13 protein-coding genes are annotated in these 13974 nt (G+C 60.7%); 6 read left to right on the top strand and 7 right to left on the bottom strand.

All coding sequences use genetic code 11. The annotated features are described in order from the left end of the window. Positions 1-20: 20 nt before the first annotated feature. Genes ACCC96_RS21905 through ACCC96_RS21895 form a run of 3 tightly spaced genes read right to left on the bottom strand, consistent with a single transcriptional unit; the run spans position 21 to position 3962 of the window. Entirely contained in the window at positions 21-221 is a 201-nt protein-coding gene (locus ACCC96_RS21905; RefSeq protein WP_007896379.1) for a DUF1656 domain-containing protein, read from the bottom strand. Beyond that, positions 211-2403 carry an FUSC family protein gene (locus ACCC96_RS21900; protein ID WP_413696884.1) on the bottom strand — a complete coding sequence of 731 codons (2193 nt, stop codon included), beginning with the start codon at positions 2401-2403 and terminating at the stop codon, positions 211-213. Before ACCC96_RS21900 ends, ACCC96_RS21905 begins: the two co-directional genes overlap by 11 nt. Before the next feature lie 59 nt (positions 2404-2462). Then, positions 2463-3962: an efflux transporter outer membrane subunit gene (locus tag ACCC96_RS21895; protein WP_413696883.1), complete on the bottom strand. Its 1500-nt coding sequence runs from the start codon at positions 3960-3962 to the stop codon at positions 2463-2465. A gap of 264 nt (positions 3963-4226) precedes the next feature. Between ACCC96_RS21895 and ACCC96_RS21890 the strand changes: the two genes are divergently transcribed. The 4 genes from ACCC96_RS21890 to ACCC96_RS21875 all read left to right on the top strand — a co-directional run bounded on the left by ACCC96_RS21890 (position 4227) and on the right by ACCC96_RS21875 (position 7785). Continuing rightward, on the top strand, positions 4227-5195 hold the full coding sequence (locus tag ACCC96_RS21890) for a LysR family transcriptional regulator (protein ID WP_018927142.1): 969 nt from the start codon (positions 4227-4229) through the stop codon (positions 5193-5195). Between the two features lie 335 nt (positions 5196-5530). After that, positions 5531-5905 carry a DUF6124 family protein gene (locus ACCC96_RS21885; RefSeq protein ID WP_413696906.1) on the top strand — a complete coding sequence of 125 codons (375 nt, stop codon included), beginning with the start codon at positions 5531-5533 and terminating at the stop codon, positions 5903-5905. A 246-nt stretch (positions 5906-6151) separates the two neighbouring features. Next, a complete protein-coding gene (locus ACCC96_RS21880; protein WP_413696882.1) occupies positions 6152-7126 on the top strand; it encodes a 2-hydroxyacid dehydrogenase in 975 nt (324 codons plus the stop codon). A 149-nt stretch (positions 7127-7275) separates the two neighbouring features. Then, entirely contained in the window at positions 7276-7785 is a 510-nt protein-coding gene (locus ACCC96_RS21875; RefSeq protein WP_019647705.1) for a DUF2165 domain-containing protein, read from the top strand. A 26-nt stretch (positions 7786-7811) separates the two neighbouring features. On the opposite strand, the gene ACCC96_RS21870 is transcribed toward ACCC96_RS21875, so the two are convergent. Next, the gene (locus ACCC96_RS21870; RefSeq protein ID WP_413696881.1) at positions 7812-8714 is read right to left on the bottom strand and encodes a DMT family transporter; all 903 of its coding nucleotides are present in this window, start codon (positions 8712-8714) and stop codon (positions 7812-7814) included. A gap of 138 nt (positions 8715-8852) precedes the next feature. Between ACCC96_RS21870 and ACCC96_RS21865 the strand changes: the two genes are divergently transcribed. After that, positions 8853-9728: a helix-turn-helix domain-containing protein gene (locus ACCC96_RS21865; RefSeq protein ID WP_019647703.1), complete on the top strand. Its 876-nt coding sequence runs from the start codon at positions 8853-8855 to the stop codon at positions 9726-9728. A gap of 82 nt (positions 9729-9810) precedes the next feature. On the opposite strand, the gene ACCC96_RS21860 is transcribed toward ACCC96_RS21865, so the two are convergent. Next, on the bottom strand, positions 9811-12240 hold the full coding sequence (locus tag ACCC96_RS21860; protein WP_413696880.1) for a TonB-dependent siderophore receptor: 2430 nt from the start codon (positions 12238-12240) through the stop codon (positions 9811-9813). A 35-nt stretch (positions 12241-12275) separates the two neighbouring features. Here ACCC96_RS21860 and ACCC96_RS21855 point away from each other — a divergent pair, with 35 nt between their 5' ends. Then, complete coding sequence (locus ACCC96_RS21855; protein WP_413696879.1) at positions 12276-12443, top strand: hypothetical protein; 168 nt, start codon at positions 12276-12278, stop codon at positions 12441-12443. Here the strand turns inward: ACCC96_RS21855 and ACCC96_RS21850 are convergent. Then, positions 12430-13419, bottom strand: coding sequence for a FecR family protein (locus ACCC96_RS21850; RefSeq protein WP_413696878.1), 990 nt, complete (start codon positions 13417-13419; stop codon positions 12430-12432). The two genes, ACCC96_RS21855 and ACCC96_RS21850, sit on opposite strands and share 14 nt — an antisense overlap. Then, positions 13416-13974 (bottom strand): RNA polymerase sigma factor (locus tag ACCC96_RS21845; protein ID WP_413696877.1); only part of this gene is annotated, 559 nt, incomplete at its 5' end. The genes ACCC96_RS21850 and ACCC96_RS21845, both read right to left, overlap by 4 nt.

Below are 13974 nucleotides of genomic sequence, written 5' to 3'. Positions count from 1 at the left end.
CCTTCTTCAGTGATAGAGAGTCAACGGTAGACAGTCAGCGCCAGCGCGCCGAACAGACAGGTAAACAGGCTCAGGCGCAGCAGCGCCGGGTGCCAGAAGAAACGGTACAGATCGAACCCGGACAAGAATCGGTCAAGGGCCCAGGCCAGCGCCGCCGCAATGAAAAACATCAGGGTCATGGTCGGCATGTACACGCCGTGGAAGGCGATTTCACGAGGCATGTTCAAGTCCTTGGGGCTTGGCAGTGGTGTATGAGGCCAGCGGCGATTGCGGGTCGAGCAACGAGGTGCGGATGAAGTGCAGATAGCTCTTCACCCGGCGCAAGGCAGAGGTGTCGAAGTGTGGCGCGAAGGGTTCGTCGGTGGCCTGCACGCGGCCGATCGCGTGGTCGACGGCGACCAGCGCCCGCTCCAGATTGCTCTGGCCCGGTTGCAGAAACAGCCGCACCAGCGAACGGCCCATCACCCGGATGGACTGGCGCCACGGCTGGGATTCGGCATACGCCGGGTGCACCGGCAGAATCGCTTGCTCCTTACGCAGTTCGATTATCGCGTGGCCGACTTCCAGCACCACCAGCATCCAGCGCAACAAGTCCCGCTGCACCTGCGGCTGCCCTGCGGCGAGGCCATAGGCCTGATGCAGCAAGTCCCGCGTGCGACTTTCAAAACTCGACGCCAGGCCTTTGAGTTTGCCGCTGATGGCGTACACCACTTGCCCGCGCAAGTCCTGCTCCAGCCGCCGCCACAACCAGCGGCTGTTGGGCGGCAGAATGATTGCCCCGGCCGCCGCGCACACCAGCATGCCCATGACCATGGCGATGTAGTCGTTGATGAAGGCGTAAGGGTTGTAGACCGTAAGGTTGTCCGGCACGGAACCTGTGCTGAAGAAGATCAGCAACCCCAGGCCGACACCGGCGTATTGCGGCCGAGAAGTGAGGAACGAGCCGAGCACGATCACCGGCGCGAGCATCACGCAAAGCAATGGAAAACCGTCGATCCAGGGGAAGATGAAAAACATCTCGACGAAGCCGATCAGCGCCCCGAGCAAGGTCCCGCAGGCCATCTGAAACGCCATGCGCTTGGGGTTAGGCGTCGCCGCTGACAGGCCCACGGTGGCTGCGGCGATCAGGGTCATGGTCGCCCCACTCGGCCACGCGGTGGCCACCCAATAACCGCCGAGCACCACAAGGATGAACGCTGCGCGAATCCCCGATGCCGCCGAGGCCAGCCAGTTGGTTTGCGGGGTGAAGGGCTCGTCCCAACGCTCCCGTTCGTGGCTGTGATCGGCCAGGGACGCGTGGGTCTGTGCATAACTGTGCAAGTCGTCGACGAAGCGATAAAGCAGTTCGTAGGCGGTGTGAAAATCCAACTGCTCGGCGTCGCTCGGATCGCTCTCCTGAAAGCTCGCCCGCAGCTTGCGCACCCGCGCCGGCAAGTTGTCCTTATAGGTCGCCAAGGCGCTGGCCAGGCGAGCGGCATCAGGGCTGGTCAACGCACGGCCGCTGAAACCGTCGAGCACTTCGGCCAGGTCCTGCAACCCTGGTTTGATCGCCGCGACAACATGATCGGCGCCGCTGCCGCGCAAGCGCTCGAGCAACTGATGCAGGGCATTGAAGCGTGTGGTGACGCCCATGAACTCGCTGTTCAAACGACTGAGCCGCCCGTTGCGTCGACGCATGTGCGGGTCTTCGAACACCGTGACGCTGCGCAGTCCTTCCAGGCCCACCGCTTCGGCGATGAACCGAACGTTGCTTGCTTCAAACGCTTCGCGCCGACTGCGACCGCGCAAGCCATCAGTGACGAACAACGCGAACACACCGAAGCGCTGATACAACGCATTGCGCATCGCCGCACTGGCGGTTTGCGGCAGGATCGCGGCGCTGACCAGCGTCGAGCAGAGAATCCCCAGGGAGATTTCCAGCACTCGCCAGACCGCAGCCATGAATGCGCCATCCGGGTGAGCCAGAGCGGGCAGCCCAACCATCGCCGCCGTATAACCGGCGAGCACAAATCCATAGGCGCGAAAGTTGCGACAACGCGCTGCGCCAGCCGTGCACAGGCCGACCCAGATCGCCAGCGAGCCGAGGAACAGTTCGGTGTTCTGCGCGAACAAGGCAATCAGCGCGACCATCACCGCCGACCCGGCCAACGTGCCGAGGAAGCGATAGAAACTCTTGGCGAACACCTGGCCGCTTTGCGGCTGCATGACGATGAACACGGTAATCATCGCGGTGCGCGGTTGCGGCAATTCAAGACGCATGGCCAGCCACAGCGTGAGGAACGCGGCGATCAGCACCTTGAAAATGTAGACCCAGGTCACGCCATCGCTGCGCGCCCAGTCGAAGAAACCCCGGCGCCATTCAAGGGAATACAGCCAGCGCAAGGGTGCGGGCAAGGGAGTCATGAAATTTTGCTCAATGGTCTAGGGCTTGAGGAACTGTGGGAGTGCCTGAAACGTCGCGCTCACTTCAAAAGGCTCGGGGTTTTCGGGGGCTGGGTTTTCTCGGCATTCGGGACGTCGTCGCCCGCATCGAGTCCGCCGCCGAGCGCCGTCACCAACTCCGCATGAGCACTCAACCGCGCAGCCTGAACCTGCTGCTGCACTTGCTGTTGCTTGAACAGCAAGGTCTGCGCATTGAGTACGTTGAGGTAATCGGTGAGCCCACGTTGATAGGCGATCATCGCGATGTCGTAAGTCTTCTGCGCCGTGGCCACCGATTCGGCGGCGAACGTTTGCTGCTTGTCCATCGACTCGCGGCGGATCAACTGATCGGAGATGTTCTTCAGCGCATTGACGAGCGTCTGGTTGTACTTGGCCACGGCGATGTCATACCCGGCCGAGGCTTCACCCAACTCCGCACGCAAGCGGCCGCCGTCGAAAATCGGCAGCGAGATCGCAGGTCCCACGCTGTAGTTGAGCTTCTTGCCGGTCAGGAACTCCAACGCACCGCCACCGGTGGCCATGTAGCCGAGGCTACCGACCAGATCGACGTTGGGATAGAAGCCTGCGTGAGCGACATCGATGCCCCGCGCCTGGGCCGCCACTTGCCAGCGACTGGCAACCACGTCCGGGCGTTGCCCGAGCAATTGCGCCGGCAACGATGACGGTAACTTCAGCGCCGCCCCCAGCGACAGCGTCGGACGTTGCAACTGTGCGCCCTCCCCCGGGCCCTTACCGGCCAAGGCCGCGAGCTGGTTACGGCTGAGGGCGATTTCTTCGTCCAGCGCATCGAGTTGGCGATGGGTTTCCGGCAACGGCGTTTCAGCCTGGCTGACTTCGAAATGTGTGCCGATGCCACCGTCCAGACGCTTTTGCGCCAGGTCGAGGATTTGCTGTTGTTGCTTCAAGGTCGCGGCAACGATGTCTCTCTGCGCGTAATGCAACGAGAGTTCGATGTAGGCGCGCACGATGTTGTTCTGCAGTTCGAGCTGGGCCTGCCGTGCTTCGGCGGCGCTCATGTGAGCCATGTCCACCGCTTGCTCGGTGGCGTTGCTTTCGCGGCCCCAGAGGTCGAGGGCATAGCTGAAGCCCAGCGCGGCGTTGTTGTCCCAAGTGGTGGTGTTGGCCAACTCACCGGGGCCGTAGAACTGATCGGTGGGCCAGTTGTGGCGTTTGAGGGTCGACTGGCCATTGATCTGCAGCGACTCAGCGGACTCGGCAACACCCGCCATGGACCGGGCCTGACGCACCCGCGCGGCGGCCATGGCCATGTTCGGACTGTCTTGCAGGGCGAGGGAGATCCAGCGGTTCAGTTGCGGGTCGCCGTAGGCTTGCCACCATTGGGCGGTGGGCCAGTGAGCGTCCCGGGCGGCGCTCTGGATGGCTTCGTCGGTGGCCAATGAATTGGCCTCCAGTGCCTTGCCTTGTGGGGCAATACCGCCGGTTCCGATGCAGCCGCTGATTGCCAGGGTTAAAGCCAAAACACTGAGCGTCTTGAGCGCTCTGTTGATGCGACGCGGCACTGCTGCGATTTCCTGAGGTGAGATAGATCCCCAGTAGGAGCTGTCGAGTGAAACGAGGCTGCGATCTTTTGATGTTGCCGTTATCGCAGCCTCGTTTCACTCGACAGCTCCTACTGGGTGGGCGCAATTCTAGGGGTGGGCCTTGTTGGCGATAAGCTGGGAATCTTGTGAATCTTTGTTACCGTTAACGAGATAATCCCTTGGTCGGGGTCTCAGTCCCTGAAACTTCGTGTCACAATTTGCCATCCGCCAAGAGAGCACCCCATGGACACTTTGCAAAACATGCGCGCCTTCAGTTACGTGGCCGAGGCCGGCAGCTTCACCGCCGCCGCCGTACAACTGGACACCACCACGGCCAATGTCTCGCGCGCGGTCTCCAACCTGGAAGCCCACCTGCAAACCCGCCTGCTCAACCGCACCACCCGGCGCATTGCCCTGACCGAAGCGGGCAAGCGCTATCTGTTGCGCTGCGAGCAGATCCTGGCCTATGTCGAAGAAGCCGAAGCCGAAGCCAGCGACGCCCACGCGCGCCCGGCCGGGCAACTCAAGGTGCACACCATGACCGGCATCGGTCAGCACTTCGTGATCGACGCCATCGCTCGCTACCGCAAGACCCACCCGGACGTGACCTTTGACCTGACCATGGCCAACCGTGTGCCGGACTTGCTCGACGAGGGCTACGACGTGTCCATCGTGCTCGCCAGCGAACTGCCCGACTCGGGCTTCGTCTCCCAGCGTTTGGGCATCACCTACAGCATCGTTTGCGCATCGCCCGCCTATGTAAAAGCCAACGGCTGCGCGCAGAAGCCCAGCGATTTGCTCAATCACATGTGCTTGCGCCTGGTGAGCCCGGTGATCCCACTGGAAAAGTGGGCTTTCGATGGCCCCGAAGGCCAGGAAATGGTCACCATCAACAGCTCACCGTTCTTGGTGAACTCCGCTGACGCGATGAAGACAGCGATCACCAGTGGCATGGGGGTTGGTGTGTTGCCGGTGTATGCGGCGATTGAAGGCTTGCGCAACGGTACGCTGGTGCGGGTGATGCCAAAGTACCGCTCGCAGGAATTGAACCTGTATGCGATTTACCCGTCGCGGCAGTATCTGGACGCGAAGATCAAGACGTGGGTCGAGTACTTGCGCGGGTCGTTGCCGGAGATTCTGGCGGCGCATCAGGCGGAGTTGGCGGCGTATGAATTGAGCGGCAGCTTGGGTGGGGCTCGGCTGGCGAACTGATTTCACGGTCCTACAGACGCGGTGGTTTTTGGGGAGGTTTCCGACAAGTTCTGGCGGTTGTTGCGTCGGAAGCGAAGTGGGTAGTCTTTGTGGGTCGCTGCAAAATCAGCGATCAGGTCTGGAAAACCTGGCGAACACTGACCACACCCCATGGCATACTGCGGCGCTTTTTACTGCACGCAATCCTTGTTATGGCGGCTGTGCGCGGGAGACCTTCGGGTCTGCCGGGTTTTGGTGGGTGTTCCGGTTTTTCCAGTCCGCGCACAGCTGCCACCCTTTCGTCTGGAAAACGAAAGATGGCAGTTCCACTTCATCTGCCAATGAGTAACTTCCGCATGATTAAAGAAACACCGAACCCTCCGGAAACCGACGACGTTTCCCCCTACGAATCTCTCGATTCGAAAAAACTCCACGACGCCGCCGAGCGCGCGCTCGACCACTACCTCAAGCCACCACCCAAACAACCCGAAGGCCGCAAGCCCAGCAGGATGTTCATGGTCGCGCCGGACATGGATAACGAAAGCCTGCTGGCTCATGTCTGCGAATCCCTGGCCTCGGCCAGCGTCATGACCAGCGACATCGCCGCCTATGTCGACGCCCCGCAGCGGCATACGCTCCTGGCGATCCAGCAACTCATCATGCTGGCCGAACTGGCGGTGAACCGAGTGCTGGATAACGTCGACGTACCGAAACCTGCGCCACACAGCTGATCCATTGTGGGAGCAAGACTGTGGCGAGGGGGCTTGCCCCCGTTGGGCTGCGTAGCAGCCCCAAAATCTCTGATGTACCAAAGATCTTGTGAGTGCTACGCACTCAAACGGGGGCAAGCCCCCTCGCCACAGGTCGCTCCCACAATTTTGAATGGGGTACCCCCCGGGCAATCCAAGCACTCGCATAATGTCCGCGAAGAATGTTAGCTTGCTTGGCAATCTCCACGCCCGACGAGCCCCTCTCCAATGAAAAAAACCGTCCTCGCCTTCAGCCGCATCACCCCGCCGATGATCGAACGCCTGCAACAGGATTTCGATGTGATCGTGCCGAACCCGAAAAACGGCGACATCGCCGCCCAGTTCAACGAAGCCCTGCCCCACGCCCATGGCCTGATCGGCGTTGGTCGCAAACTCGGCCGGGTGCAACTGGAAAACGCCAGCAAACTGGAAGTGGTGTCCAGCGTATCCGTCGGCTACGACAACTATGACCTCGCCTACTTCAACGAACGCGGGATCATGCTCACCAACACCCCCGACGTGCTCACCGAAAGCACCGCCGACCTGGCCTTCGCCCTGCTCATGAGCAGCGCCCGCCGCGTCGCAGAGCTGGACGCCTGGACCAAGGCCGGGCAATGGCAAGCCACCGTCGGCGCGCCGTTGTTTGGTAGCGATGTGCATGGCAAAACCTTGGGCATCGTCGGCATGGGCAACATCGGCGCGGCCATTGCCCGTCGCGGTCGACTGGGCTTCAACATGCCGGTTCTCTACAGCGGCAACAGCCGCAAGACCGAACTGGAGCAGGAACTCGGCGCACAGTTCCGCAGCCTGGATCAATTGCTGGCCGAAGCTGATTTCGTCTGCCTGGTGGTGCCACTCAGCGAAAAAACCAAACATCTGATCAGCCACCGGGAACTGGCGTTGATGAAGCCGAGCGCCATTCTGGTGAACATCGCCCGCGGCCCGGTGGTGGACGAACCGGCGCTGATCGAAGCGCTGCAAAACAACCGGATTCGTGGCGCCGGGCTGGATGTTTACGAGAAAGAACCACTGGCTGAATCACCGCTGTTCCAACTGAAAAACGCCGTGACCTTGCCGCATATCGGCTCGGCCACGCACGAAACCCGTGAAGCCATGGCTAACCGTGCATTGGCCAACTTGCGCAGTGCCTTGTTGGGTGAACGACCGCAGGATCTGGTGAATCCACAGGTCTGGCGCAAATAATTAAATCGGGCAAGTGTTGTACAACACTTGCCCGTTAATAGCGGTTCAATACATACCTTGTAAATGAACCTGACACAAAATAAAAAACACTCGCTATAAACTCTCCAAACTTATCGAATCCACGATGAACGCTTTGGAGAACAATCAAATTGAACAGACTGACCACCGACAAACTTATTCGCTACAGCAAAGTCATTCTCATGGCTTACATCAGCTTCTTCGGCTTACTTGTAATGTTTCACAACTTCACCGACTACTCATCAAATTATGAATATGTCGCCCATATTCTGAGCATGGACACAACGCAGGTAAACGACAACATCCGCTACAGAGCGATCGATTCGCCCATGCTACACCACCGGATTTACTGGTTCGTTATTACGATGGAAGTAATTTACACGGCGTGCTGCCTGGTTGGGACTTATCACCTGTACCGAAAAATCAACGAATCGGCTGACGTATTCCACGAAGCCAAGAAACTCTCGATCATCGGATTATTGATTGCGATATTTATTTACTACGTCTGCCTGCAAGTCATCGGTGTTGAATGGTTCGACATGGATACGTCGCAAACCTGGAACGCCAAGGACTGGGCTCGGCATATTGTCGACTTCATATTGCCGCTGATGATTTATATCGCGTTAAAAGTCGAGCACTGATGCTCAGCACTCGACATTTTTCCTGCTCAAGCCAACTTGCCGTGGTTTGGCGACAGCACTGCACGCGGCTTACGAAACACCAGCACATTGCCCAACATCACCAGCACCAACCCCACCAATGCCGGCGCCGTCCATTGATACCCCTCGGCAAACGCTGACACGTTCAGCGCCACCACCGGGAACAATACGGTGCAATACGCCGCCCGCTCCGGCCCCATGCGGCCGACCAGCGTCAGGTAGGCGGTGAAGCCGATCACCGAGCCCGGAATCACCAGGTACAGCAACGAGCCGATGTAACGGGCATTCCATTCCATGTCGAACGGGATGCCTTTGACCAGGCACCACACCAACAACATCGCTGCGCCATAAGCCATGCCCCAGGCATTAGTGGTCAGGGGTTTCAGGCCGGCCCTCTGCTGCAGACTCGACAGCATGTTGCCCGCCGAGAAGCACAAGGTTCCGAGCAACGCCAGAGCCAGCCCGAGCAAGGTTTCCGGGCTGGCGGTATGACCGGCCAGCTCCGGCCAGAACAACAGACCAAGACCGAGCAAGCCCAACGCGCCGCCCATCAGCACATTGCGGGCGATTTTCTGGCCGAAGAACACCCGCGCATTGAAGGCGTTCCACAACGTTGCGGTGGAAAACACCACGGCGACCAGACCGCTGGGGATCCACTGGCTGGCGGTGAGGAAGCACATGAAATTGATACAGAACAGGCACAGCCCCTGCGCCAGGCAAATCAGATGCCCGCGACGGTTCATCACTTGCAGGCGCCGGCTAAGCAACAACATCACGAACAGCACCAGCGCGGCGAGGCCGAAGCGATAGACGATCGACACCGGAATCGCCACCACGCCCAATTGCCATTTCAAGGCAATCCAGGTGGTGCCCCAGATCAACACGGTCAGCAGGTATAACGAGAGGTTCATGGTGAAGACTCCTGAATAGGCCTTCAGTGTCCGGCGCGACAGCCTTTTGCACTTGCATAAACTTGCGCTTTTGTCGGTCGGCAGGCTGGCAGGCCAGCGTCTACGGAGTAGGATGCAAGGCGTTGGAGAGAACCGATCATGGCCGCACTGGAAACCCTGCAAGTCTTTCAAGCCCTCAACCGCTCGCCCAATGCTCGCCTGGAGCACAGCGCCGAGCTCGGTGACGGCATGGCTGCGGCTTTGTGGAGCAACCACCATGACGCCCAGGACTACGAAGCGCCGAGCCATCACACTTTGTCGTGCTACATCGCCGGCGGCACCGGCACCTTTCGCCGCGACCAGCCCGGCACCAAGGGCGGCCCGGACAAGCTGTGCATTCTGCCCGCCGACCATCAGTCAGGCTGGGTGATCAACGGCGACATTCGCCTGGCCCACCTGTATTTCAGCCCCGAACAATTTGCCCTTGGCTGCGTCACACTGCTGGATCGCGAACCGCGAGAGTTGCAGCTGCGCGAGCGCACGTTCCTCGAAGACCCGCAGCAAGCCCGGCACTTTCGGCAGTTGATCGCCCTCAACTGGGACGAACCCGGCGAACGCCTGCTCACCAGCAGCCTGGCACACGAGATGCTCAGCCATGCCTTGCTCAGTCAGGTCGGCGTGCGTCAGGGCTTGCGCCTCAAGGGTGGATTGGCGGCGCATCAGCGACGGCAGTTGGTGGAGTTCATCGACAGTCAGTTGGCGGAGGCGATCAGCCTTGGGCAATTGGCGAGCTTATGCGCGCTGTCGGAATATCATTTTGCGCGGATGTTTCGTGTGAGCTTCGGCTTGCCGCCGCATCAGTATGTGTTGGCGCGGCGTCTGAGCCGCGCGCGGGAGTTGTTGCGCGCATCGTCGCAGCCGTTGGGGGAGATTGCGCTGGCGTGCGGGTTTGCCAGTGCGAGCCATTTCACCAACCGGTTTCGACAGGCGTTGGGTGGCACGCCCGGCGAGTATCGGCAGGCGTTTTTGCGGTAAAGCAAGATCAAAGGATCGTCCGAACGCGGCCCGAGCCTTCGGCAGCTCCTACGCCGAAGGCTGCGATCTTTTGCGGGTTGACTCAGAACTCCAGGGTGCTGGACAACGAAATCTGCCGCGAATCCCCCATCGACACAAAGAACCGGCTCGCCGCCGAGGTGTAATAGGTGCGGTCAAACAGGTTCTTCACGTTGAGCTGGAACTTGACCTTCTGCCCTTCGACCTTGGTGTCATAGGTGGCAAACGCATCGGCCACGGTGTAGCTCGGCAGGTCGAAATCGTTCACCGCGTTACCCGCTCGCTCACCGACATAACGCGCCCCCGCGCCAACCCGCAACTGATCGCCACCGACGATGGTGCCGAAGTCGTAGACCGCCGACAGCGAGCCGGTGTTCCGGGCGACGTTTTGCAGGCGCTTGCCTTTGTAGTCCGGGTCTTCGGTGACTTCGGCATCGGTGTAGGCATAGCTGCCGATCATGCTCCAGCGGTCACTGAGCTGCCCAGTCATGTCCACTTCCAGACCACGGGAACGCACTTCACCGGCGGCGCTATAGATCGTGGTCGGGCCTTCAGAGTTGGCGACCAGTACGTTGCGCTTCTTGATGTCGAACAGTGCAACGTTGCCGGTGATACGACCCGGCATGTCGAGCTTGGCGCCGATCTCCCAGGACTTGGCTTCCTCCGGTGCCACGCTGCCATCAAGCACGGTGCTGCTGCCGCTCAGCGGTGCGATGGTCGAGTTGGGTTTGAAGGATTCGGTGTAGCTGCCGTAAAACGACAACTCGTCGGTGTAACGGTACACCAGGCCGGCGCGCGGTACCCATTTCTGGCCGTTGCTGTCGGTGTTGGCCTTGAACGGCACGCCTTTGCCGGCGTACTGGTCGTATTCCTGGAAACGCCCGCCGGCCACCAGAATCCACTGGTCGTTGAGGTGGATCGAGTCCTGCAGGAATATCGAATCGCTGCGCAGCTCATCGGTCTGGGCGCTGTCGGGCGCGCTGACGGTGGTGCCCGCCACTTCGCGGCCATACACCGGGTTGACGTAGCTGAAGGTGTTCAGGCTTTTCTGGCGGATCAGGTCTTCGCGGTAGATCTTGCGGTACTCGTCATCGACGCCGAACACCAGGTCATGTTGCATGCCCAGCACATTGACTTTGCCTTCGAGGCTGGCGGTGGTGAAGCGGTCGGTGCTGATGGCGTTCTGCGTGCCGTCCATGCTGCGGGTCAACGTGCCTTTTTTGGTGTCGATGGCGGTGATGCGCACCTGGCTGGCGTCGTAGGTTTCGCGGTTCCAGCTGTAGCCGAAGTGGGCTTTCCAGTTGTCGTTGAGTTCGTGATCGGCCTCGAAGTGATACAGGTCCGAGCGGCCTTCCATGTTGTTGAACGGCTCGTCGAGACGTTCATTGCGCGAGACGTCCAACGGGTGGTTGGTGCGCGGATCGATCACGGTGCCACGGTCGAACGGGGTCAGGAATTCCCGGTGCTCATAGGAGAACAGCAGCTTGGTGCTTTCACCGAACCAGGCCAGCGACGGCGCTACCAGCGTCTCGCGATGGGTGCCGAAGTTGCGCCAGTAATCTTCGTCTTCGTGGTCCAGCACCATGCGGTACGCCAGCCCGGAATCGCCGAGGGCACCGGTGCTGTCGAGGCTGCCGCCGCTGCCGTTCTTGCCGTCGCCATAGGTCGAGCCGCGCAGGGTCAGCGCGTTGTACTGCTCAAGCTCGGGCTTCTTGCTGACCATGTTGACCACGCCGCCCGGGTCCTGAATGCCGTAGAGCAAGGATGCCGGGCCTTTGAGCACTTCGACCCGGTCGACCGTGGCATTCAGGCCACGGCCCTGGATCACCGGCATGCCGTCGCGCATGATCGAGCCGTTGCGGTTGTCGCCGAAGCCGCGGGTCATCACCGAATCCTGGGTGCTCGCCAGTGTGTTGCCTTGGGTGATGCCGCTGACGTTGGCCAGCGCATCATCCAGATTGCGCGGCGCCTGATCGCGAATGACCTGCGCCGGGATCACGTTGACGGTCTGCGGGATTTCCTGGAGCAAGGCCGACGAACGCATCACCGAACTGGTGGGCGGCGGCTGATAACTCATGGGTTGTTGCGCCACCGAGGTGATGGTGGTGGCGCCCAGGTTCAACGTGCCCTCGCTGGGCACAGGCTCCAGCGCCAGGGTCTGGGCATCAGTGCGGCGGAAGGTGAAGCCCGAACCGCTGAGCAAACGCTGCATCGCCTGTTCGGCGCTCATCTGCCCGCTGACCGCTGGAGCGGTAATGCCGTAAGGCGCTTCGTCGGTGTAGACCACGCTGATGCCGGTGATCCGGCTGAAGTCGCTCAGGGCCTGGGGCAGCGGTTTGGCGGCCATTGCAAAGCTGAACGGCGTGCGTTGCTGGGTACTGCTGGCTTCAGCCGCCCATGCCACGCTCAACGGCAGCAACGCCAACGCTGAAAAGCTTAATGCAGATACACCGAACCATTGTTTGACCGAACCCGATTTTGCCCTGGACTTCATTGCTCATGACCTGTGTAGAACGACTACGGATGCGAATGACTCGCAGTTTCAGTCACTACACGGATGGCGATCGGGTTTACCTCACCAGAAAGTTGAAAATATTTGCAGAAGATCAAAAGATCGCAGCCTTCGGCGGCGCCCACAGGCGCGTAGGAGCTGCCGAAGGCTGCGATCTTTTGATCTTCATCTTTACCGCAAAATAATCAAATGCCCCAAAACATGGTGCTGCTCAAACCCCATCACGCCCTGCAACGAACTCAACACCGCCTGCGGATCCTGGCTCGGAAAACTGCCGCTGACCCGCCGCGCCGCCAGTTGCTCATTGAGCAACACAATGCGCCCGGGGTAATAACGCCGCAGGTCCTGCACCACATCGGCCAGTGTCGCTTTGTAGTAATTGAGCCAGCCCTGACGCCAGGCCAACTGCGCTTCGCTGTCGACGGCGTGGAGTTTGTCCGCCGAGCCGTCGGCATAAGCCACTTGCTGGCCGGCGCTCAGAATTTGCTGCGCGGCGTTCTTGTCGGCCGTCACTGCAACCCGCCCGGATAACACCGTGACCTGCGCGCCATGGGGTTGCAGACGCACTTCAAACTGCGTGCCCAACACCCGCGCCTCGCCCTTTTCCGCCCCCACCACAAAGGGCTCGCCGGTGTGCGTCACGCTGAAAAATCCGGCACCGCGACGCAGCTGGACATACCGTTCACCGCGGCTGAAATCCACTGCGATTGCGCTGTCGGCATCCAGTGTCACTTGCGACTGATCCGCCAGCGTCACGGTACGAATCTGCCCCGGCGCCGACACATAGTCCGCGCCCAGATCATCAACCCAGCGCGACGGCTGCCAACCAGCGCCGACGCCGACCATCAACACCAGACACGCCGCTATGGCCAACGCACCAGACCAACGCCGGACGCGCCCCCCGCGCGCGCGATTCATCGCATTGAGGTAGCCCTGCAAGGCAAAAGCCTCTTCATCAGCCAAGGTCCGCGCCGGTACTTCGCTCAACTCCCACACCACTTGCGCTTGGGCATAGGCCTCGGCGTGGGCGGGATCAGCCTGCAACCAGCGACTGAACGTGAGTTGATCGCCGCTGCCGGGCTGGTCATGCAATAGACTGAGCCAGGCGAAAGCGTCCCGCTCCTGAGCAGGCGTCGGCGTGGCGCGTTCGGTGTGGTTCACGGTGCGTTCCCTGGCGTGCGCGGTTCGGGTTCCCGCAGGCTGGCCTTGCAAGCCTCGAGGGCGCGCATCATATGTTTTTCCACGGCGCTTTGGGACAGGCCCATGGCCTTGGCGATTTCGGCGTACTTGCGGCCATGGATGCGGTTGAGCAGAAAGATCTGCCGCGTGCGCTCGGGCAATGCGCGCAAGGCCGCTTCGACATGACGCAAATCGTTGCCCGCCTCCAGGGCTGCTTGCGGCTCGCAGCCCTGGCTGTCCGGTTGCTCCGGCATCCAGCCTTCGTTGACCCGCACCCGCGCGCCTTCACTGCGCAAATGGTCGATGGCGATGTTGCCGGCGCAACGCAGCAGATACGTGCTGAGCTCTTCAACCTGCACCAGCGGCCGACGCCAGAAGCGCAGGAACAAATCCTGCACCAGATCCGCCGCCGTCGCCCGACAGCCGACACGACGGCTCACTAGCGCCTCCATTTGCGAACGCTGGGACAAAAACACCTGAAGGAAATGCGCACGGGCGCCGCGATGTTCATCGTGCTCGGCGTCATGGGTTTCGGGA

Source organism: Pseudomonas sp. Pseusp11, assembly GCF_047304405.1.
Lineage (GTDB): Bacteria > Pseudomonadota > Gammaproteobacteria > Pseudomonadales > Pseudomonadaceae > Aquipseudomonas.
This window is presented reverse-complemented; position numbering and strand designations above follow the sequence as displayed.

Bases quoted from the DNA above. Each gene is read 5' to 3' on its own strand.
- ACCC96_RS21870 (WP_413696881.1), bottom strand. From the start codon at position 8,714: ATGAACCTCTCGTTATACCTGCTGACCGTGTTGATCTGGGGCACCACC.
- ACCC96_RS21860 (WP_413696880.1), bottom strand. From the start codon at position 12,240: ATGAAGTCCAGGGCAAAATCGGGTTCGGTCAAACAATGGTTCGGTGTA.
- ACCC96_RS21900 (WP_413696884.1), bottom strand. From the start codon at position 2,403: ATGACTCCCTTGCCCGCACCCTTGCGCTGGCTGTATTCCCTTGAATGG.
- ACCC96_RS21855 (WP_413696879.1), top strand. From the start codon at position 12,276: ATGACTCGCAGTTTCAGTCACTACACGGATGGCGATCGGGTTTACCTC.
- ACCC96_RS21880 (WP_413696882.1), top strand. From the start codon at position 6,152: ATGAAAAAAACCGTCCTCGCCTTCAGCCGCATCACCCCGCCGATGATC.
- ACCC96_RS21890 (WP_018927142.1), top strand. From the start codon at position 4,227: ATGGACACTTTGCAAAACATGCGCGCCTTCAGTTACGTGGCCGAGGCC.
- ACCC96_RS21905 (WP_007896379.1), bottom strand. From the start codon at position 221: ATGCCTCGTGAAATCGCCTTCCACGGCGTGTACATGCCGACCATGACC.
- ACCC96_RS21885 (WP_413696906.1), top strand. From the start codon at position 5,531: ATGATTAAAGAAACACCGAACCCTCCGGAAACCGACGACGTTTCCCCC.
- ACCC96_RS21865 (WP_019647703.1), top strand. From the start codon at position 8,853: ATGGCCGCACTGGAAACCCTGCAAGTCTTTCAAGCCCTCAACCGCTCG.